Consider the following 23,043-nt stretch of genomic DNA (forward strand, 5'->3'; position numbering starts at 1 on the left):
GATTATTTTGTTAAAACTATTGTCTGACCAAGTTGTGCACTTTTTTTGGCTGCATCTAAAATTTCAACAACAATCATGTTATTTTCTAGAGAATTAAGGTCAAAACTGTTCAGTTTTATTTTATTTTTTATAACCGCCGCAAATAGGGCGAATGGATCGTCATAAGGAGCTTCTCTCTCTCCTAACTTCATTACTTGTTCATCGTATCCATCGTAACCTTCAGAAATTCTCACCCTAAGATCATGTCTATTATCAGCATAAATAACACCATTTAGCCCATAAACTTCCATGTCTTTTCTGCCGATAGGCCAATTCCATGAACCTTGTATTACAGCAACAGCATTGTCATATTTTAATAAAATAATTGACTCATCATCAACTTTAGGATTGTTTTCGGATTGTAATTGTTGGGTAATTGCGGTAACGCTATTCGGGCGTTTACCGTCCATAAACCAAGTTAGTAAATTGGCACCATAACATCCAAAATCTACAATTGCACCACCTCCATTTTGAACAGGATCTGTGAGCCAATCTAAAAATTCAGAGTTAACCCCAATTTTTTTGGGTCCTTTATGTCCATCTCGAACAACTATTTTTCTGATTTCACCAATAGTTTTTTCCTTTTTGACTAATTCGTAAGCTTTATGATTTGTTGGATACCAAGTAGTCTCATAATTGGTTAATAAATGGATTTTATGTTTTTTGGCTAATGCCTGCATTTCCTTTGCATGTTCCATGCTTACCGCTAAAGGCTTTTCTACCATAACGTGAATACCTTTGGGAGCTACTTTTTGTACGACTTCCAAATGCTCATAAATGGTTCCAAAAGCTGTTACTGCCTCAGGATTGGTTTTAGCGATTAGTTCTTCGATAGAATCATAAACTATATCCATAGAGAATTTATGCTGCGCTGCGTAGCGCTTCGCTAGCTCTTTGTTAGGTTCTACGATTCCAACAATTTTAATATCTCCTCGAGGTTCACTACCAAAAATCCAGTGAACATGAGTGTGCGTAAGTCCTATAACACCGACTCTTAATGGATTATCTTGTCCTAGCACACTTAAATTAAGGCAAAGTGCAAGTATGAATGTAGCCTTTTTCATAAGTATTATGAGTTTTTAGGTGGTTTTATAAAAAATGGTGAATTCATAAAAGTAAGTAGTCTTTTATCAAAGAAAAAATAAATTTTTAGTTTGATAAGTCTCATGTAAACCGAAGATGATATAGTTTAAGAGAAATTTTACAATGTACTTTTCAATATGACTTAAAAGGCTTTCTTCCAATTAAAAATGCAATTCTCGTAATAGAGAAACGGCTTTATTACATCCAATTCGTTGTCTGTCAAATAATCAACAAAAACGAAGTCAGAATTGTTAATTACTTTGTAGTTGGGGTATTTTAAAATCGTAAGTGAAATCTTATATTAGCAAGCATTCTACCCAAAATTTTATGAGTAAGGAAACAAAATATACCGAAGATAATATACGATCCCTCGATTGGAAAGAGCATATCCGTATGCGACCAGGGATGTATATAGGGAAACTAGGTGATGGATCTTCAGCAGATGATGGAATTTATATTTTACTAAAGGAAGTACTCGATAATTCCATTGATGAATATGTCATGGGTGCTGGTAAAACGATTGAAATTTCTATACAAGGTGATAAAGTGATTGTTAGAGATTATGGTCGTGGAATACCTTTGGGGAAGGTAGTTGATGTGGTTTCTAAAATGAATACTGGAGGTAAATATGATTCCAGAGCATTTAAGAAATCAGTAGGTTTAAATGGAGTGGGTACTAAAGCAGTGAATGCTTTATCTAYATATTTTAGAGTAGAATCTACCAGAGATGGAAAGTCTGCTTCTGCTGAGTTTGAGAAAGGAAATCTTACGAATGAGGAAAAATTAGAAGAAACTTCAAGGCGAAAAGGTACTAAGGTATCTTTTATACCAGATGCTTCCATTTTTAAGAATTATAAGTATCGTACCGAGTACGTAACAAAAATGCTTAAAAATTATGTGTACCTAAATCCTGGATTAACCATAATTTTTAATGGTGAAAAATATTTTTCTGAAAATGGATTAAAAGATCTACTCTCTGATAACATAAATGAAGAAGATCGGTTGTATCCAATTATTCATTTGTTGGGAGAAGATATTGAGATAGCCATTACACATAGTAAAACTCAGTATAGCGAAGAGTATCATTCTTTTGTTAATGGACAACATACTACACAAGGAGGTACCCATCAAGCAGCTTTCAGAGAAGCAGTAGTAAAAACAGTAAGAGAATTTTACGGTAAAAATTACGAAGCCAGTGATATTAGAAAATCGATTGTCTCTGCGATTAGTTTAAAAGTTATGGAACCGGTTTTTGAAAGTCAAACAAAAACAAAACTTGGTTCGACTGAAATGGGAGGAGATTTTCCTACTGTTAGAACGTATATAAACGACTTTGTAAAAACAAAACTTGACAATTTTTTACACAAGAATTCAGATACTGCTGAAGCATTACAAAGGAAAATATTGCAAGCAGAGCGTGAAAGAAAAGATTTATCTGGAATTCGTAAGTTAGCAAGAGAAAGAGCTAAAAAAGCTAGCTTACATAATAAGAAATTAAGAGATTGTAGAATCCATCTTACGGATAGTAAAAAAGATAGAAACTTAGAAAGTACTTTATTTATTACAGAGGGAGATTCTGCAAGTGGATCTATAACAAAATCTAGAGATGTAAATACACAAGCGGTGTTTAGTTTGCGTGGAAAGCCATTAAATAGCTACAACATGACCAAAAAAATTGTGTATGAAAATGAAGAATTTAATCTTCTGCAAGCAGCATTGAATATTGAAGAGTCCTTAGAAGATCTCAGGTATAATAATATTGTAATAGCTACTGATGCCGATGTAGATGGAATGCATATTCGGTTATTACTAATTACATTTTTTCTTCAATTCTTTCCTGAAGTTATAAAAGAAGGACATTTGTATATTCTACAAACACCTTTATTTAGGGTTCGTAATAAAAAGGAAACCATCTATTGCTATTCAGAGCAAGAAAAGAAGGATGCTATTGAAAAGTTATCAGGGAAACCAGAAATTACTCGATTTAAAGGATTAGGAGAAATATCTCCTGATGAATTTGTTCATTTTATAGGAGATGACATTCGTCTAGATCCAGTAATGCTGGATAAAGAAAAGTCTATTGAAGAGTTATTGTCATTCTATATGGGTAAGAATACACCAAGTAGGCAAGAATTTATTATCGAGAACCTGAAAGTAGAATTAGACGCTGTAGAAGATTAATCCAATAGGAATACAAAAAAGTGCCCCGTAAAAAGGTATGGATATAGAAAACGAAAACGAAGAATTACATAATGAATTAAATCCAGAGGATCATCAGCCTCAGGAAGTGATTACCAAAGTTACTGGAATGTACAAGGACTGGTTTCTTGATTACGCTTCATACGTAATTTTGGAAAGAGCAGTACCAGCAATTGAAGATGGATTGAAACCTGTGCAACGAAGAATTCTTCATTCTATGAAGGATTTAGATGATGGTAGGTATAATAAGGTGGCAAATATTGTTGGTCATACCATGCAGTATCATCCACATGGTGACGCAAGTATTGCCGATGCAATGGTGCAGATAGGGCAAAGAGATTTGCTAATTGATATGCAAGGAAACTGGGGGAATATCCTTACTGGTGATAGAGCCGCAGCATCTCGATATATAGAAGCTCGCTTATCTAAATTTGCTTTGGATGTTGTGTATAATCCTAAAGTTACGGATTGGCAATTGTCCTATGATGGACGAAAAAAAGAACCTATAAACCTTCCTGTAAAATTTCCTTTACTATTAGCACAAGGAGCTGAAGGTATTGCTGTTGGATTGAGTACCAAAATCCTTCCCCATAATTTTGTGGAATTAATAGAAGCTTCTATCAAACATTTACAAGGAAAACGTTTTACGATCTTACCAGATTTTCCAACTGCAGGAATTGCGGATTTCACAAATTATAATGATGGGAATCGCGGAGGAAAAGTTAGAGTACGTGCAAAGATTTCTCAATTAGACAAAAACACACTGATTATAAGTGAAATACCGTTTACTACTACAACTTCTAGTTTAATTGATTCTGTCCTTAAAGCAAACGATAAAGGGAAGATAAAAATTAAAAAAATAGAAGATAATACTGCTGCAGATGTTGAGATTTTAGTGCATTTACCAAGTGGTATTTCACCAGATAAAACTATTGATGCATTGTATGCATTTACGAATTGTGAAACTTCGATCTCTCCTTTAGGATGTGTTATTGAGGAAAATAGTAGGCCTAATTTTATAGGCGTATCCGAAATGCTTAAACGTTCTACTGATCATACGGTGGAATTACTAAAGAGAGAATTAGAAATTCAACTTAATGAATTGCAAGAGCAATGGCATTTTGCTTCTTTGGAACGTATATTTATTGAGAACCGTATTTACCGAGAAATCGAGGAAGAAGAAACTTGGGAAGGAGTTATTCAGGCGATAGATAAAGGGTTACAGCCACATATCAAACATCTAAAACGTGCGGTTACCGAGGATGATATCGTTCGTTTAACGGAAATTCGAATTAAAAGAATTTCAAAATTCGATATCGACAAAGCACAGCAAAAAATTGAAGCTCTTGAAGAAGATATTGCTCAGGTAAAGCATCATTTAGAACATTTGATAGAGTATGCGATTTCTTATTTTAAAAGGTTGAAAGAAACCTACGGAAAAGGAAGGGAGCGTAAAACTGAAATCAGAATTTTTGATGACATTGAAGCTACCAAAGTTGTTATCAGAAATACAAAGCTTTATGTAAATAGAGAGGAAGGTTTTGTAGGCACTTCTCTCCGTAGAGATGAATATGTTACGGATTGTTCTGATATAGATGATATTATCTGTTTTATGGCGGATGGTAAGATGATGATCACAAAAGTTGGATCAAAAACATTTGTAGGTAAGGATATTATTCATGTAGCTGTATTTAAAAAGAAAGACAAAAGAACAATCTACAATATGATCTACCAAGATGGTAGAGGAGGAGCTTCCTATGTAAAACGATTTGCTGTAACAAGTGTTACCAGAGATAAAGAGTATGATCTAACACAAGGTAAAAAGGGCTCTAAGATTACTTATTTTACTGCAAATCCAAATGGTGAAGCCGAAGTAATTACAATCTTTTTGCGCCAAGCAGGAAGTATTAAAAAATTAAAATTTGACCTTGATTTCTCAGATTTATTGATAAAAGGAAGAGGCGTAAAAGGTAATATAGTAACGAAATATAATATCAAAAAGATCGAATTGAAAGAGCAAGGAGTTTCCACTCTAAAACCTCGCAAAATTTGGTTTGACGATACAGTAAGGCGATTAAATGTTGATGGAAGAGGCGATCTGCTAGGAGAATTTAAAGGAGAAGATAGGTTGTTGATTGTTAATCAGAAAGGAGTTGTAAAAACTATAGTGCCTGAAATTACTGTGCATTTTGATTCGGATATGATCGTCCTAGAAAAGTGGAAACCTATGAAGCCCATTTCCGCAATTTATTGGGATGGTGAAAAAGAACGTTACTATGTGAAGCGTTTTATAGTTGAAAATGCGGATAAAGAAGAAAATTTTATTTCTGATCACCAAAAATCATTTTTAGAAATTGTTTCCACTGATCATAGACCAGTTGCAGAGGTAGTTTATAACAAAATTAGAGGTAAGGATCAAAAACCTAATGACGAAATTAGCTTAGAAGATTTTATTGCGGTTAAAGGAATTAAGGCGCAAGGCAATCAATTAACAACAGAAAAGGTAAGACAAATCAATTTATTAGACCCATTACCTTATGATGAACCAGAAGATTTGCCAGCAGAAGAAATTGAAGTTATTGAAGAAGAAGCCGTAAATCCAAATGCTGCTTCAACTGGTGAAACTGGGAATGGAGTAACATTAGATAATGATACAGAAGACGAAGGAGATGGAGAACAAACTTCCTTGTTTTAAGCACCTGTATTTTAATAACTTACATGTTTTTATTTAGATATATAGTTTAGTAAATATAAAAGCTTAATACATAAAAATAAAAAGCGCCGTATTTAACGATACGGCGCTTTTTTAGTTTACTAATTTGACGATTGTGTTATTTACTTTAAACAGATAAATACCTTTCGAAAACTTAGAAAGATCAACTTTGTCTGACTCTGAAGTAAATAAAAGTTTCCCTCGAATAGAATACACAGAATACCTGTAACTTTTAGGAAGATAAAATATTCCAATTTTTGAAGGGTTTGGGTAAATGTTTATGGTTTCTTTGTTAAGGTCGTTTGTGCTTAGAAGATTATTAGCAATTTCAATTTTATCCAAATTGAATCCACTATTTTCGATTTTTATTCGAAGCAAATGTTCCCCAGCAGTTAGTAAAGCGGAGGCATTAGAAATGGTGTAAGTATCCCAGTCAGCAGTTTGAGGAGTTGGAATGTTTGTTAACAAGCTTTCTCCATCAATATCAAGGCCTAAACTACCATTTCCTGTTGGGGATGATGTATGAAAGTTAAAATCATATGATCCATCTTTACTTACCTGAATGGTGTATTCTAACCACTCGCCAGTACGAATCCAAYCAACAGCTAGGCCGTTTCCATTCGGACCATTATCAATATCTACTCCTTGATTTTCTCTAAAATCTTCGTCACCTCTATTTTCGGTATCTTCATCTAGGTAGCTTACACCAGCACCTCCAAAATCATAGTTTTCGGCTTCTATAATTCCAGGAATGGTAGTAGCAACTTCTGGATATGGAAGTTTTGATTGTCTTATAAAACAGTATTTTTGAGTTCCTGGTAATGGATCATTACCAAATGTTTCATTATCACAGCTTATATTTTCTCTTTGTTCCAATAAATATTCATATTGCCCGTCTTGACCATAGGCAATATCATATGGGATATTGGAGATTTGAACGGTTTCAGATTCATTAACAGCATAACTATATCCTTCAGGGCCAATCGCATTGTTGTTATCACTATCATCATCATTACTATATCTTCTTTGAGCACCAGTAACAAACATCATGAAATCTTTCACTACTGCTTCTCCAGAATGATATAATCCCCAACGGAAATGACCGCCGCCACTTCTATTATAGTTTCTAGTAGCAAACAACTCATCATTTAAATATACTTCATATTTATTTCCATAATCTCTAACTCTAATATGAAAGCTTTTGCCGGTTGCATCATCAATCATTGTTCTCCAGCCTGAACCTCCTTGTCTTGGATTATATCTAATTCTCCCATCATTTTCCATATGAAGCATTAGTACTATATTGCTACTTCCGTTACCCCAAATTTGGAAAATTGTACATTTTACTGGGTTTAAAACGGTATATGTGCCACTCCATTCAACCCAGTCGGCTCCATTTTTTATAGTGCTTCCGGTTACGTGATCTTTAAGTTCGGCTTCAATACGTGGTTTGTACCAAACATCATTTCTTACATTAATTTCGTCTTTAAACAAACGAAATACCTGTGTGTTTCCATCTTCTTGATACCAGCGCGACCATTTATGAAAATCTGGACGATTAATTGTAGAATTTCCAAGGGTGTGAATGGCTGTTTCTTCTTGGATAGGCCTATTGCTATAAGGACTTGAGTTGATTTCTGGATGATTCTGGTTTACATCAATCGTAGAACCAGTTATTCCATCCGTTGAATTATATCCAACAGGTATTAAATCATTGGCCATGATATATTCCCAAGTGGGATCAGTTCCGTCCTGTGTATACAGTGATTGGGCCGGAAGAAATGAACTCATGAATACCACCATACTGGTGGTTAATAGGTGTTTTAATTTTTTCATTGTGTAAAATAAGTTGGTTAAAATGTTGTGTGTGGTTTATAAGAAAGATTAGTAATATACTACCAATCTTTTAGTGGATAATCAACTTCTCGGTAATGCTATTGTTGTTGATATTTAGTACAACAAAATACATTCCTTGAGATAAATTGCTAATTTCAGCAGTGGTTTCTGCTAGATCATAGTTTTTTGAAACAACTATTTTTCCCGAAACATCATATATTTCAAGTTTCTTTTTCTGATTAGGCGTTTTGAAATGTATATAGGCTACATCTCTTGTCGGGTTGGGATATACTTCAAAATAGGAGTTAGCTCTTTGTAAATCATTAATACCTAAAATTGTATTGTCAACAGAAACATCTAGTTCTGTGAATTCAAAACTCCCATTACTTTGATATCCTTCTACAACTACAGAAACTTCATGTAGTTTTCCTAAATTCATTCCAATAGATTCCCATTGTCTAAAATGATCAGAAATGTTAATAGTTCCTGCTGTTCTCGTGTTTCTTCTGATACTAAAATACTGCTGGAATGTAGTGTTACCCACTATAGAAGGCTGATTTACTCGAGTATTCTCATAAATATCATAAAAACTTCCGTTAATTTCGAAAGATCCTTTAAGATCAGCTCCATCAGCCATAGAAGGAATCCAATTTCGCCAATCTTCAATGATATAATATTCTACTAAAGGCTCTACAGTCCAGCCATATACGGACAGATATGAATTTCCAGAAGCTGAGGAAGGGTTATAATCGCAATTGTATGTGGTATAGAACTCTCCAATTTCTTGATGTTCTTGTGTTTGATTATACCCAAGACCTCTTCTTGCCAGATAATTCAAAATACCATTCCATTCACCACTAAAAAGTGCTCCATTCCCTAAAGTCATACAAGCTGTTCCTTGTGAATTTTGATTCCATAGCTCGTATCTGAAGCCATCTTCTTCTCCTGCAATCTGATCAGCACCTGGTTGTATGCAATAAGTTTGCGATGTTGATATGAAAGTATTCGCGAAAAAAAAGAATAAAAAAAGTATTACTGGGATTTTTATACAAGGTGATCCCAAAGCATTGTTTCTCATGGTTAAGTTCAATTTTTTTGGTTTACCTGTAAATAAATGGGARGGAGCTTATTTCAAGTAATTTATTTGGTTAATAAAGCTGCAATTTTACCTAATAACAAGGAAAAACAAAAAATATTGAGAATGTGCGGTATTTTATTTACTTAAATTTTAAGTAAATAAAATACTATAAACTGAGAGATTTTATTTGAATTAGGATTTTTTTACGTATTTAGTCAAAATTACAATATGCTGACCATTTATTTTCCCTTCAATATGTTCAGAATTGTCATGAACTAAAGAGATATTTCGCACCGCTGTTCCTCTCTTTGCAGTAAAATTAGCTCCTTTCACGTTTAAATCCTTTATCAAAACAACATTGTTTCCTGCTTGTAATAAAGCTCCATTAGCGTCCAGATGCTTTACTTTAGTATCCTCATCACTATCTTCACCCGTTGCTTTGGCCCATTTTAATGTCTCATCATCTAAATAAAACATATCTAAAAGATCCTGAGGCCATCCTTCATTTTTTAATCTATTGAGCATTCTCCAAGCCATTACTTGCACACCTGGTACTTGACTCCACATACTATCATTGAGGCAACGCCAATGATTAGGATCAATTAAAGAAATATCTTGGATCTGAGTATTACATGTTGAGCAGATTAAAATACTAGAATCTAACCCCACATTAGGAGATTCTGGTACTTCATAAATTGATAAATCATGAGTAGCTCCACATAGTTCACAGATATTTCCACTACGCTGTTTTAATTCATTTAATGTATTCATAGGGAGTATTTAAGAGACACGTTATTAATAAACTGAAAAGATAAATTTCTGAATATTTCAAACATCAATTCACTTTTTTAGCGGTACCTCTTTGTTTATTTTTTTTAACGCCTACCAGCCCATATTCAAAAGTATAGGTATCACCATCCGTCGTCAATATTTTCATATGAATAGCTTTTTCTTCAGCCATATTTTTAGGATGCAACTTTTTTACAATATACTCACAATCATTGATCCAACGGATACTGGAGGTATCACTTTTTCCTTGAAAATAGTCTATTTCTATAGAATCATTACGAATAAAAGTAGTTTTAGCTAATTCACCGTTTAGATATGTTTCAAATTCAAAAGTGCCATTATGAAACTGTTGACAGTTTCTTTCTTGCTGATAACATCCTAAAAATAATGAGGAAGTAAGGAATAAATAGATAAATCGAGTCATAAGTTTATATGCACAATGCTATGCGAAAATAAATTTATTTCAACAGATTTCATACGGTTAAAGGAAAATATCTAATTCGTTAGTTATTGTAAACTTCGAAAGTACCATCTTTATAGAAGAAAACTATTTTATCTACTTCTTTAAGTGAAGAAGAAGTGCTTTTTATATTTTTTAAAGAAGTTTCTTGTATTTCATTTGAAATCGATTTTTTTTTTTCAGGATTAGATTGTGAAAAAAGATCTTGGTTTAATGAAGTTTCATCTCTTAATTCTAGAGTAGGAGAAGGAGAGGATTCTGGTTCTTCAGGTTTTGGTTTTTCATTCTTTACAATTGTTTTTTCTGATTTAGGAAATGTTCCTTCACCGTAGAGGAGCCAATATAATTCTGCTTCAGGATATGCTTCTGTAATTTTCATAACAAAATCTAAACTAGGTTTATTTCTCCCTGATAAAATGTGAGAAATAGATGAACGTCCTACACCCATTGCATCCGCAAACCCTGAAGCGGAAACATGATAAAATTTCATAATTTCTTGTATTCTTTTTCCAAAAGCAGTGGTGTTTACCATTGTAAACTAATTTATATATGAGTATTGGTTACAAAGGTAAACAATTGAAAAAACAAAACAGTTTACATTTGTAAATATATATAAAATAGAATAATATTATATTAGATAAAAACTTTAAATAAATTAAATTATTTATTTGAAATTTAGGTATTTAAGTAATAAAATGTAATTTATAGTTTGATAATACATATAAACATACTTAATTGGAAACTTAATCTTAAAAGGCTGTTTAATTATGTAAACAACATCTAATTTTTAGATGTTTACAACTGTAAATACACATAGTTTACAATTGTAAAACTTGTATTGGTTTACATATGTAAAAATTACTTTATTTGTTATGAATCTTCCATTAACAATAGTAATTTTAGCGCATAATTGTACTTATGGAAATAGAGAAACTAAAAGATTGGTTTACTAGTTATAAACAACCTTCAATAGTAGGTCGTTATATACATTTAGAACATATTAAACCACTTATTGATACCTTATCTAATTGGGCAAGTGTTGAAACCTTAGGCACTTCAGAAAACAATGCGGATATAAACCTGATTAAAATTGGTAATGGATCCAAGAAACTTTTATTCTGGTCCCAAATGCATGGAAATGAAAGTACGACTACCAAAGCAATATTCGATTTTTTAAATATGTTGTCAGATGAGTCTAATACTATTTCAGAGAAAATATTAGCTAATTGTACTTTATATATCATACCGATACTTAGTCCAGATGGAGCTAAAGCTTATACACGACTTAATTATAATCAAGTTGATTTAAACAGAGATGCTCAAAATAGAACCCAGAAAGAAAGTATAATATTGCGTAATCTAATAGATAAGATTCAACCTGACTACGCTTTTAATTTACATGGCCAGCGCACTATATTTAGTGCAGGCGAGACACAATTCCCTGCTACCGTATCTTTTTTGTCTCCAGCAGGAGATCAAGAACGCTCTATTACCACTTGTCGTAAAATTGCTATGGAGATAATTGCTGAAATGAATATTGTACTTCAGAAATGTATTCCTAATAGTGTAGGAAGATATGATGATGGTTTTAATATAAATTGTGTAGGCGATACTTTATCAGACCTTAATGTGCCTACAATTTTATTTGAAGCGGGTCATTATAAGAACGATTATGAAAGAGAAAAGACAAGAGAATACATTTTCTATGCATTGGTAACTTCTGTTTCATATATATCCAAAAATGAGATTAATGGTGATAACTATAAATCATATTTCGATATTCCTGAAAATGGAAAGCTTTTTTATGATATTATCATTAGAGATGTCGTTCTCAATGAAAAAAATGTAGATATAGGTGTTCAATATACTGAGGAATTGTCAGAAAATAATGTCAAATTCGTTCCGAAAATTGTTAAAATTGGGAATTTGCAAAAATTTTATGGGCATAGAGAAATAATAGGTAATAAAAGGACAATATATAACGAAAACGTTACAGTAGAGGTAGTTCCAGAAGCTAAGTTGTTAAAATTCCGTCTAAATGATGAATTATTCTCAACAGAATTAAGAAAAAGTTGAAAAAAAATATGTGAAAACATTATTTTTCTGTTATTTTTGCAATGTAATTAATCGGGAAAATTTATTAGAATTACTATGGCAAAATTTAAATTAGACGAAGTAGATCATCAAATATTAGATATGTTGATTGAAAATACTCGTACTCCTTTTACAGATATTGCAAAGAAATTACTTATTTCTGCCGGTACTGTTCATGTGCGTGTTAAAAAGATGGAAGAAGCTGGAATTATAGAAGGTTCTTCTCTAACATTAGATTACAAAAAATTAGGGTATTCTTTTATTGCTTACGTTGGGATATATCTTCAAAATACTTCTCAAACGAAGTTTGTATTACAAAGAATTAAAGAAATTCCATTCGTTACTGTTGCGCATATTACAACAGGGAAATTTAATATCTTTTGTAAAGTAAGAGCAAAAGATACTAATCATGCAAAAGACATTATTTTTCAGTTAGATGATATTGATGGTGTGTACCGTACAGAAACTATGATATCATTAGAAGAAAGTATCAATGATAAGAAACGTTTAATGCATTCAATTTTCCAAGATTTGTAAAGGGGTAATTGTATGCTAACATATAAACCCTTTAGGAAATCATCTTAGAGGGTTTTTTCTTGTATTATATTTTATTAATCAACCATATTCGTAACCACAATTATGGCAAGACAACCAAAAATAGATCGTTTTAACCACAACGTTCTTACTAAATATCAGATATACAATAGTATATTTATTACATTACCTTTTGACGAGATTACCAATACAGGTGTTCTTTTACCACTTTTTAAAGAAGTTTGTGAAAAAGGCTATGAAGAAAAGAAAACTCCTACTGAAATTGTAGAAAACTTTTTTACATCATATCGCGATAATCCTTCAGATAAGGAAAAGCATGATTTGTTATTTCGGTTTATTCAATATATTGAAAGACAAGTTGTGTTGTTTGATGCAATCGAAGATGCTGCGTTTCCTATAGTTAATAATATGGATGGTCGTGGTACGCTTAGAAGTATCAAAGAAGAAGCTCAGGCCAAAGGGCAATTAGAAGAATTGAAAGAGTATTTAAGAAGGTTTAAAATAAGGCCTACTCTAACAGCGCATCCTACACAGTTTTATCCGGGTACAGTATTAGGGATTATTCATGATTTGGATACAGCTATAAGAGAGAATGACTCTCAGAAAATCAAAAGATTATTAGCGCAATTAGGAAAAACGGCTTTCTTTAAAAAAGAAAAACCAACACCTTATGATGAGGCAGTTAGTCTTATATGGTATTTAGAGAATGTTTTTTATCATTCTGTAGGAACTATTTATAATTATATTCAGCAGAATATATTTCAGGGAGAAGACCTTGAGAATGATTTGATCAATCTTGGATTTTGGCCTGGCGGAGATAGAGACGGTAACCCTTTTGTTACAACAGAAACTACACTTAAAGTAGCAAAAAGACTTCGCAAAACTGTTCTTATCAATTATTATAGAGATATGCGTAAGTTAAAGCGTAGGATTACATTTGGTGATCTTCAAGATAAACTAGGAGTTTTAGAATCCGCGTTATATGATAATTTTTATTATGCAAAAACTGCAGAACCACTTTCTATAGAGACCCTGATGAATGGTTTATTAGAAGTAAGAGAAGAGTTGATTAATAAACATCAATCTCTTTTCTTAGAAGAATTGCAAGATTTAATTAATAAAGTAAAGATTTTCGGATTTCATTTTGGAACCTTAGATATAAGACAAGATTCTAGAGTTCATCATGGAGTTCTTACCGAAATAGTAAAGAAAACTAATGAACTTGGATTAGGTTTCTTTCCTGATAATTATGAAACTTTATCAGAAGAAGAACAGATAAATGTGTTATCCAATGTTACCGGTAATTTGGATCCTTCTGTTTTGGATAATGATATGGCTAGAGCAACAATAGAATCTATTTATGCAATTAAAACCATACAGAACAGTAACGGAGAACGAGGATCTAATCGATATATCATTAGTAATAATGGAAGTGTTCTAAATGTTATGGAAGCTTTTGCCATGATACGATTATGTGATTGGGAGCAGCCTACTGTTGACGTAATACCATTGTTCGAAACGGTACCTGATCTACGTGTTTCTCATCATGTTATGGAAACATTGTATAGCAATCCTGCTTATATGGAACATCTAAAACGTCGTGGAATGAAGCAAACTATTATGCTTGGTTTCTCTGATGGAACAAAAGATGGAGGATATTTAATGGCAAATTGGGGTATTTTTAAGGCAAAAGAAGCTTTAACAGAAATTTCTAGAAAGTATAATGTAAAAGTAATATTCTTTGATGGTAGAGGAGGACCGCCAGCAAGAGGTGGAGGAAATACAAATCAATTTTATGCTTCTTTAGGACCTACTATTGAAGATGAACAAATTCAGATTACCGTACAAGGACAAACTATTAGTTCTAACTTTGGTACTTTAGATTCTTGTCAGTATAATTTGGAACAATTACTTGGGGCAGGTGTAGAAAACGAACTTACAGCTAATGAAGCGAATCTTTTTTCAAAAGAGAATAAAGAGACTATGCAAAATTTAGCAGATATCAGTTATCAAACCTATGTTGATTTTAAAAGCCATCCGAAGTTTTTACCATATTTAGAACATATGAGTACGCTTAAATACTATGGTAAAGCAAACATTGGTAGTCGTCCTTCCAAAAGAAGTAAGAGTACTAGTCTAGATTTTGGAGATTTAAGAGCGATTCCGTTTGTAGGTAGTTGGAGTCAGTTAAAACAGAATGTACCAGGATTCTATGGTGTTGGAACTGCATTAAAAACGTATGAAGATAAAGGAGAATTTGATAAAATTACAAACCTTTATAAAGGATCCGCTTTCTTTAGAGCTCTAGTAGGAAATAGTATGATGAGTTTGACCAAATCTTTCTTTCAATTGACAGCTTATATGAAAGATGATAAGGAGTACGGTGCTTTTTGGAATATTATTCATGATGAATATGAACTTACCAAGCGTTTATTACTTAAGCTAACAGGCTATAAAGAGTTAATGGAGAATGAACCATCAGGTAAAGCTTCTATTGAGATTCGAGAAAACATTGTGCTGCCTTTACTAACGATTCAGCAATACGCACTTAAGAAAATTCAGGATATGAATAGATCTGGTGAGGAGCATAAAGACTTAGAAGTTTATGAAAAAATGGTAACACGCTCTTTATTTGGAAATATTAACGCAAGTCGTAATTCTGCATAAAGAAAAGTAAAACTATATTCTAAAAACCATAATGCAATTTTGTATTATGGTTTTTTTATTACACGAACTTTTCCATTAAAAGTTGAATACTAATCAAAATATCATACATTAGTTTATTATTATACATCATCAAATCAAAAAAATAATACTAATGTTCAAGAAAATAGTAGTTACTTTTTATCTTTTGTTTTTCTCAATCAGTTTATTTGCCCAAGGTATTGTAGGAGACTGGAAAGGAACTGTTGATATTCGAGGGAATAAGTTAGATATTGGATTTCACATTAAAAAATCGGATACAACTTATAGTACCACCTTAGATATTTTGGCGCAAGGTTTAAGCGGTGCTGAAGCAAACAAAACTACTTTCAAAGATTCATCCCTTTATATATCTTTTTCTAATTTGAAATTGGAATATGAGGGAAAACTTAGCGAAGCTGGTGAGATTATCGGGAATTTTAAACAAGGAGGATTTCCAATTCCATTAAATCTAAAAAGAGGTGCAGTTTCATTAAATAGACCCCAAGAACCCAAGGCTCCTTTTAGTTATTATTCTGAAGAGATTACTTTTGGTAATATATCGGATGATATACAATTGAAAGGAACTTTAACATTGCCTAAAAAAGAAGGTAACTTTCCATTGGTAGTTATTGTTAGTGGAAGTGGTCCACAAAATAGGGATGGTGAAATGTTTGGTCATAAACCGTATTATGTAATAGCAGATCATTTAACCAAAAATGGAATTGCTGTTTTTCGTTTTGATGAGCGAGGTGTGGGTGAATCAGAAGGAGATTTTGCTAAATTAACTATTGAAGTGTCTTCGTCAGATGTTATTGCAGCCATCGATTATTTAAAAACCAGAAAAGAAATTAATACTTCTAAAATAGGATTAATAGGTCATAGTATTGGTGGGATTGTAGCTCCCAAAGTTGCTGCAGAAATTAGTACTGTCGGTTTTCTAGTGTTGTTAGCTGCGCCAGGAGTTCCTGGAGATCAACTAATGTTGTCTCAGAAAGCTGCATTCGAGAAAGATATGGGACTAAATGAAATTCAAATCCAACAAGGACTACAAATAGTAAAAGAAGCATATGATATTATTAAAACAGCCAATCTCAATAATTTGGCGTTAAAAGATAGTATTCATAGTTATTATAAAAACAAGTATGGAGCACTATTCCCTGAAAACCAACGCAAGGCATTAGTACAACAGATAACTTCATATGAAGTGGCAAGTTTTATCAAGTCTAAACCTTCTGAATATTTAGAAAAGATAAAAATCCCTGTTTTAGCACTTAATGGAGATAAAGATTTACAGGTGCTTTCAAAAGAAAATTTATCTGGAATCAAAACTTCTTTGGACAAAGCAGGTAATACAAATGTAGAACTGATGGAACTGAAAAATCTGAATCATTTATTTCAAGAATCTGATAGAGGGTCTATTGGTGAATATGCTGAAATCGAACAAACATTCTCTCCTGTTGCCCTTGATATACTTACAAAGTGGATAAAGAAACAAGTTAAATAAGTTTTAAAGAGATTTTTGAATAATTTAAAACTTTCTTGATCAAGAGATAGTAATTGAATCGTATTTTAGTCTCCATATTAATAACCTAAAAGCTTACAGTAAATAAATCTTAGTCTTTTAAATATTATTGTTTTGTTTGGTGCTATACAAGGATTTACTCTTTGTATATATCTGTTTTCTAAAAGAAGAGAAAATACAATTGCATTTAGATATTATTTACTTTTCTTATTTTCTCTATCATTTTTTAATCTGACATATGCTATGCTGTATATGGGGATTTATACTATTGGTTTTGTTCCTTTGGCATCATTTCCATTTCCCTATAAATATATAATTGGTGTCTCATTTTATTTTTACTTAAAACATCAGATTTCCAACAAAGAAAAAGTCATTAATAAGTTAGAGTATTTATTATTCGTTCCTGCTATAATTTATGGCTTTATGCGGTTGTATTGGTATGTAAAATTGCATACCGGTATTGATAAGGATATTTTCTTTAAGGTATATCAAACCGGTTTCTTTGTATATAATGATATGGTATATCTTCTTTTTAATTTGATCTTGATTATTATAGGATTAAAATTTTTAAAAAGCCACAACAATAAAATTAAAGGTTCTATATCTATACAGAATAATTGGAAATGGTTATCAATATTTTCTAGAATATGGATGGCTATAGTTATTTTAAACTTATTACATCAAGTTATAGCAAATCTGTTTAGTTTAGAGCATAGTCAAACCTTTTACTATGGTATTTTGGTGCTAAACTCTATTTATATTTATTGGATTGGTTTTATCGGTTTTACTAAATCAAACCTTCTGTTTAAAATTTACTATTTAAAAGATCAAATAGAAGAGGAGGAGCATGACTCCCTAAAAAATAGAATTGAGTATTATATGAAAAAAGAGGAGGTTTTTACAAATAGAAATTTTAAAGTAGCGGATTTAGCCTCCTTATTACCGATATCTGAAAAAGAACTTTCAGAATATATTCATACTACATATCAAATGTCTTTTACAGATTTCATTAATTCTTATAGAGTTGAAAAGGTAAAAGAATTATTAATTTCTTCGGATCAAGATAAATTTACCTTATTAGCAGTTTCAGAAAAAGCAGGTTTCAGTTCTAAATCATCATTTAATGCTGTTTTTAAAAAAGTAACAGGATTAACTCCTACACAGTATAAAAAAGAGCATCAAAATTAATAAGTCCAATATTTTTTTTCTGGACACTATTCTAGTTTTTATAGACCATTTTTCTCTCATAACGTTATAGTTTTGGTGTGTCAATTAAAAAAATAGTGTTTATGAAAAGATTAGGTTTATTCTTTATTAGTAGTGTTTTTATTTACTCATCATTTTCATATGGTCAGAATGCAACGATATCTGTAAAGGATAGTATTCATATATTTTATAACGATTTGTTTAAAGAACTAAAGGCTAATTATATCTATAAAGATCAGTTCGACTGGGCTGTTATAGAAAACGATATAAAAGAAAAAGCAATAAAGAGTAAAACATTTAAGGAATCATTACAAGTTTGTTCTACACTTTTTGATAGGATTAAAGGAGATCATTTGTCGCTGTTTGCTGGAGAAAATACATATAGTAGTAATCTGAAAAAGCAGATGACACAAGAAGATTTTCATCAAAGTTTTTTGGTAAAGTATGCTTCAGAACCAAAATTTGAAGTAAGTGTTATTGAGGAGCATTATGGTTATATTTTTATTCCAGGAATGTTATTGTTGAATGCTAAACAAGAAGAATTAAATGAGAAAGCTCAAGAGATTTATGATGCTATAGTCAAAGTGGATCAAAGTAAACAAATAAAAGGTTGGATTATAGATCTGCGAATAAATGTAGGAGGGAATTCTAATGTCATGTTAGCTGGATTATACCATCTATTAGGTGATGATACGCTAACCTTGTATTTAGATACGAATAAATATGTAAAAAGCCGGTCTAGTTTGAAACAAGGTGTTTTCTATGAAAATCAAAACATAAAAGCTCAAATAGATATAATAGCTGAACCAAAAAGTCAAATACCAGTTGCATTGCTTACAGGAATATTGACCAATAGTGCTGGTGAGTTTGTGGCATTAGGTTTTAGAGGAAGAAAGAACACTGTAATCATAGGAGAAGAGACTTATGGTTTAACTACTGCAAATGATTTATTTAAATTACCCTATGATACAACAGCCGCGATCACTTTAAGTTACGGTACAGACAGATCAGCTAAGTTCACCAAAACGATTAAGCCAGAAATTGAGATCCTTAAAGAAGCGAATTATGAGGATCTATCGAAAGATAAAAACATTATAGAAGCAATTGACTTTATTAATAAGGAGCGATAAAAGTATTTTTAGTCTGATAAAGAAGTGTTAATACAAGAGTTTTATTTCAAAGATTTAGTACTTTTCCGGTCTACTAATACGATAATCATATGCAAAAGTTACTGAGACCTGAAGAGTATAATCCTTATTACGGAACGTTTATAGATAAAGCTCTTAAAGGCGATATTGTAGAAGGTTTACGGGACGGAATACCTCAATTTGTTGATTTTGTAGAAACAATTCCAGATGAAAAAATGAAGTATGCATATGATCAAGATAAATGGACAATTGCCGAGGTATTACAACACATAATTGATACTGAACGTATATTTTCGTATCGTGCACTTAGATTTGCAAGGAAAGATAGTAACTCACTAATGGGATTTGATCAGGATGAATATGTTCCTAATTCCAATGCGAATACTATTAGTAAAGAAGAATTTATAGCAGATTTTAAAGCAGTAAGAAATAGTTCTATTTCGTTATACAAAAGTTTTACATCAGAAATGTTAACGTATATTGGAGAGGCTAGTGGCAGTCCTATGAGTGCAAGAGCTGCCGGATATATTCTTTCTGGTCATCAAAAACATCATTTAGATGTTATACAAGAGAGATATTTATAAAGTATAGAAAGGAAAATAAGTGTAGATATCCATTTCTACAAAGGTTCAATCTGTTTTTCTTTTCTTAATAATAGATTGAAGTAATTGGTAAAATTGAATGTATTCAAACCATTCTTACCTATAGTTTGACCAACAAATTGCTGGATAATTCCGTTTGCGGAAACCAAATGAATATGGAATGAACCAGAATTATTAATTGATTTTTTGGATTCAAACCAATTAAAGGATGTGAAAGCATCAATTGCAAAAATTGTTATACTTAATTCTTTGGCAACCATGATATCATGTTCAGAAACGGATCGTATATTTATTTTATCATCATGTGTTTCTTTTGGATGCCCATGTAATTGAGYAAGTAACATTAATCCTTCTCCTACTCTTGGAGCACTATTTACTCCAACACCATAGGTATTAATAACAATTTCTTTATGTGTCCGCTGTTCTGGAATCCAGTCTCGTATAGCGTATATTTTACCATTATTTACATTTAATACAATGAATACTTGATTTTCTAAACCTTCTTTTACCGTATCATCAGCAATCTTTTGAACTTCTTTCTGTATCTGTTCCTCATCGAAAGTAATTACGCTGCTATTTCGATGTAATTCTGCGATGCCAGAAATAGATTTAGGACCTCCCTTTTCTTCAATCACATAGTTCCATTCTCTGATATCGATTACGCGTAATTCATTAGATATGGCCCCATCAGAACCTAATTGTAAGCCAGTAACACGATCGACATATAAATCTCCTAAGGCATATGTTTTACATAAAGGAAATAAAAATAGCAGGAGTAATGAATTTGTAATAATCTTTAGCATAATATCAATGTTTGTATTGATATATATCCTAAGTTGTCAAAATGTTACTATTTGAATTAGATAATTATTTGATCAGGTTTGATTTTTTTTAATATGATAAAGGAATGTGTCAATCTATAGTAGTGATTTAAAAGATATTTTCTAAAGTATCAATGTTTAATTCATGACCTCCAGAATGTGTTCTAAATTCAATTTGAGGTAATATATTTTTTACACGTTCTTTTTCTGCATTTACTTTTTCTATTTCAAAATAGGGATCTTGCTCTCCTAAAATATGAGTTATTTTAGTAGTAGCTGATAAAAAAGTAAAATGCTCTTTCTGTAATTCTTTTGGAAAACCACCAGAAACCATTACAAAACCTTCTGGTTGTACTTTTCTACTGGCAATCCATCTGCTAGCGATACTTACTCCTTGAGAATATCCCAAAACAACAAACTTAACACTAGAAGGGATTTTTTCTATTTCCATAACAGCATCAATATAGTTGAGAACGTTTTTGGTTTCTGTTTGTGTGTTTTCTTTTGTTAGCCAACTAGAACCAACCCTTTTGTAGTCATTATTTTTGTAGTATTTAGAGGGAGCTTGTGGAGCGATAATATAATTTTCTTCGGGATTCAGACTCTGAAATAATCGAATAAAATATCTACTAAGGTATCCTATTCCATGAAAAACCAACCAAACTGTTTTTGTTTTATCAGTTAATTCATTTAAGGTATCGTATGTATTTATGGATTGATAGACAACCTCTTTTTGCATAGTTGTTTTATTTTTAAAGTTGAAACCATTCGTCAATAATGGGCCACAAGATATCTTGATTTTTCTTTCTAAAAAAATCAAAATGTCCGATTGTTTTTAAACTAAAATCAGAAGGTTTTAAGTGCTTTCTAGTGGTTTCTGCATTGCTATAGACACGATCCGCTAAAATATCTACTGATTTTTTGGGTGCAAAAAGGTCATCATCGATACTAATCAATAGCATAGATTCCTTTATTTCCTGATAAAAAGTATCCGAGCTTCCTTTTGTAAAATGCAACATAGAATCTGGATGTAATAAAAAGGTAGCCCAGTCTTTTGCAGCTTTAGTTGTTAAAGATCGCCCTAATCCAAACCATTTAGAGGGGTAATATCCTAAAATAGCTGTGGTAATCGGAACAAAGAATTTAAAGTTTAAATAGATCAAAAACCTCATTTTAGGTGTAAAATGTTTATAAAACCCAAATTGAGATCCAATAGTAAGATACTTATCATAATATTGGAAAGCATCACTGAATCCCACACTATTTCCTCCATAGCTATGACCAATCATAAATTGTGTGTTGTCTGGAAATTTTTCTTTCACATATTTTGAGACTGCTTTAAAATCCATGGCCCAAGAGAAGAAACCATGATTTTTTAGGGATCGAATATTTTTGGAATTGGAAGATCCTATACTTCGGTAATCAAATGTAAAAACATTACATCCTTTTTCTGCTAAATACTCAGCAGTATTGAAATAAAATTTCTGAGGAACGGCAACCGCAGGTGCAAATACGACGGTTTTTTGATTTGATGATTTCGGAACAAATTCATGTACTGAAATCGGATAGTTGTCAGTTGATGGGATGGAGAATGATTTCATTAGTGAGCTTTTAAAATTATTTTTTCCATTCTGGAAACTGCATTATTAATGTATTTATGATCATTATAAATTCTCATTAATAATATTCCACCTTCGAGATCTTGTACGATCTGTTCCGCTAGTGCTAATGATTCTTTCCTTGAGTAAGAAGGTGTTAATAAAGCTTGCAAACCAGATATGAAATCTTCAAAAAAATGTTGTATTTCATCTTTATAAATAGGGTTGAGGTGTGCAGTTTCCAGAGCTGTATTTGCCATAATACATCCACTATCGGCATTTCTAAACATTTTATCAATTAAGGCTCTCACTTTTTCTAGTTTTTGTGTAATGGTAAGATCATTATTATTGATGACTTTAAACAAGTTGTGTTTGAAGTACCCATGAACTGTAGCAAGTACTTCTTTGATAAGTTGTTCTTTGTTGTTAAAGTAATAATAGAAATGAGACTTTTGGATATCACAAGCTTTTGCCAATTCACTCATACTGCTCTTAGCAATTCCTCGTTCTCTTAGGATCGGAATTACCCTTTGTAATACCTCTTCTTTAGATGTTTTGGCTTTTGGCATTTTATTGAACGTTCGTTAAAATAATATATAAATATAGTTAGAATAA

Annotated in this window: 19 protein-coding genes; 9 read left to right on the forward strand and 10 right to left on the reverse strand. The window is 31.9% G+C overall.

The features are described 5' to 3' along the window. Positions 1 to 2: 2 nt before the first annotated feature. Positions 3 to 1,103, reverse strand: a complete 1,101-nt coding sequence (locus GBO31_RS17095) for a Gfo/Idh/MocA family protein (protein WP_219009599.1) — start codon at positions 1,101 to 1,103, stop codon at positions 3 to 5. A gap of 346 nt (positions 1,104 to 1,449) precedes the next feature. On the opposite strand from GBO31_RS17095, the gene GBO31_RS17100 reads away from it, so the two are divergent. Then, entirely contained in the window at positions 1,450 to 3,303 is a 1,854-nt protein-coding gene (locus GBO31_RS17100; protein ID WP_219009600.1) for a DNA topoisomerase IV subunit B, read from the forward strand. Positions 3,304 to 3,340: 37 nt separating this feature from the next. Beyond that, on the forward strand, positions 3,341 to 6,016 hold the full coding sequence (locus tag GBO31_RS17105) for a DNA gyrase/topoisomerase IV subunit A (RefSeq protein ID WP_219009601.1): 2,676 nt from the start codon (positions 3,341 to 3,343) through the stop codon (positions 6,014 to 6,016). Between the two features lie 111 nt (positions 6,017 to 6,127). Here GBO31_RS17105 and GBO31_RS17110 read toward each other — a convergent pair whose 3' ends face one another. The 5 genes from GBO31_RS17110 to GBO31_RS17130 all read right to left on the reverse strand — a co-directional run bounded on the left by GBO31_RS17110 (position 6,128) and on the right by GBO31_RS17130 (position 10,729). Next, positions 6,128 to 7,870 carry a carbohydrate-binding protein gene (locus GBO31_RS17110; protein ID WP_219009610.1) on the reverse strand — a complete coding sequence of 581 codons (1,743 nt, stop codon included), beginning with the start codon at positions 7,868 to 7,870 and terminating at the stop codon, positions 6,128 to 6,130. 70 nt (positions 7,871 to 7,940) lie between these two features. Continuing rightward, positions 7,941 to 8,948, reverse strand: coding sequence for a glycoside hydrolase family 11 protein (locus GBO31_RS17115; protein WP_219009612.1), 1,008 nt, complete (start codon positions 8,946 to 8,948; stop codon positions 7,941 to 7,943). Positions 8,949 to 9,140: 192 nt separating this feature from the next. Then, entirely contained in the window at positions 9,141 to 9,719 is a 579-nt protein-coding gene (locus tag GBO31_RS17120; protein ID WP_219009614.1) for a PhnA domain-containing protein, read from the reverse strand. A 64-nt stretch (positions 9,720 to 9,783) separates the two neighbouring features. Further along, positions 9,784 to 10,161 carry a DNA topoisomerase IV gene (locus GBO31_RS17125; RefSeq protein WP_219009617.1) on the reverse strand — a complete coding sequence of 126 codons (378 nt, stop codon included), beginning with the start codon at positions 10,159 to 10,161 and terminating at the stop codon, positions 9,784 to 9,786. A 79-nt stretch (positions 10,162 to 10,240) separates the two neighbouring features. Beyond that, entirely contained in the window at positions 10,241 to 10,729 is a 489-nt protein-coding gene (locus GBO31_RS17130; protein ID WP_219009618.1) for a helix-turn-helix domain-containing protein, read from the reverse strand. A gap of 386 nt (positions 10,730 to 11,115) precedes the next feature. Between GBO31_RS17130 and GBO31_RS17135 the strand changes: the two genes are divergently transcribed. From GBO31_RS17135 to GBO31_RS17165, 7 genes are all read left to right on the forward strand, one after another. Next, the gene (locus GBO31_RS17135) at positions 11,116 to 12,273 is read left to right on the forward strand and encodes a M14 family zinc carboxypeptidase (protein WP_219009619.1); all 1,158 of its coding nucleotides are present in this window, start codon (positions 11,116 to 11,118) and stop codon (positions 12,271 to 12,273) included. A 75-nt stretch (positions 12,274 to 12,348) separates the two neighbouring features. Continuing rightward, entirely contained in the window at positions 12,349 to 12,828 is a 480-nt protein-coding gene (locus tag GBO31_RS17140) for an Lrp/AsnC family transcriptional regulator (RefSeq protein ID WP_027391699.1), read from the forward strand. Positions 12,829 to 12,930: 102 nt separating this feature from the next. After that, positions 12,931 to 15,513, forward strand: a complete 2,583-nt coding sequence (locus GBO31_RS17145; RefSeq protein WP_219009622.1) for a phosphoenolpyruvate carboxylase — start codon at positions 12,931 to 12,933, stop codon at positions 15,511 to 15,513. 151 nt (positions 15,514 to 15,664) lie between these two features. Beyond that, positions 15,665 to 17,035 carry an alpha/beta hydrolase family protein gene (locus GBO31_RS17150; RefSeq protein WP_219009623.1) on the forward strand — a complete coding sequence of 457 codons (1,371 nt, stop codon included), beginning with the start codon at positions 15,665 to 15,667 and terminating at the stop codon, positions 17,033 to 17,035. Positions 17,036 to 17,305: 270 nt separating this feature from the next. Next, a complete protein-coding gene (locus tag GBO31_RS17155; RefSeq protein ID WP_219009624.1) occupies positions 17,306 to 18,241 on the forward strand; it encodes a helix-turn-helix domain-containing protein in 936 nt (311 codons plus the stop codon). A gap of 101 nt (positions 18,242 to 18,342) precedes the next feature. After that, positions 18,343 to 19,389 carry a S41 family peptidase gene (locus tag GBO31_RS17160; RefSeq protein ID WP_219009625.1) on the forward strand — a complete coding sequence of 349 codons (1,047 nt, stop codon included), beginning with the start codon at positions 18,343 to 18,345 and terminating at the stop codon, positions 19,387 to 19,389. A gap of 89 nt (positions 19,390 to 19,478) precedes the next feature. Next, complete coding sequence (locus GBO31_RS17165; protein WP_219009626.1) at positions 19,479 to 19,991, forward strand: DinB family protein; 513 nt, start codon at positions 19,479 to 19,481, stop codon at positions 19,989 to 19,991. A gap of 35 nt (positions 19,992 to 20,026) precedes the next feature. On the opposite strand, the gene GBO31_RS17170 is transcribed toward GBO31_RS17165, so the two are convergent. From GBO31_RS17170 to GBO31_RS17185, 4 genes are all read right to left on the reverse strand, one after another. After that, a complete protein-coding gene (locus GBO31_RS17170) occupies positions 20,027 to 20,812 on the reverse strand; it encodes a hypothetical protein (RefSeq protein ID WP_219009627.1) in 786 nt (261 codons plus the stop codon). 127 nt (positions 20,813 to 20,939) lie between these two features. Beyond that, complete coding sequence (locus GBO31_RS17175; protein ID WP_219009629.1) at positions 20,940 to 21,569, reverse strand: alpha/beta hydrolase; 630 nt, start codon at positions 21,567 to 21,569, stop codon at positions 20,940 to 20,942. Positions 21,570 to 21,582: 13 nt separating this feature from the next. Next, positions 21,583 to 22,431, reverse strand: a complete 849-nt coding sequence (locus tag GBO31_RS17180) for an alpha/beta hydrolase family protein (RefSeq protein ID WP_219009630.1) — start codon at positions 22,429 to 22,431, stop codon at positions 21,583 to 21,585. Further along, a complete protein-coding gene (locus tag GBO31_RS17185; RefSeq protein ID WP_219009631.1) occupies positions 22,431 to 22,997 on the reverse strand; it encodes a TetR/AcrR family transcriptional regulator in 567 nt (188 codons plus the stop codon). The genes GBO31_RS17180 and GBO31_RS17185 overlap by 1 nt, the downstream gene beginning before the upstream one ends. Positions 22,998 to 23,043 lie beyond the last annotated feature (46 nt).

Source organism: Aquimarina litoralis (assembly GCF_019295435.1).
GTDB classification, from domain to species: Bacteria; Bacteroidota; Bacteroidia; order Flavobacteriales; family Flavobacteriaceae; genus Aquimarina; species Aquimarina litoralis_A.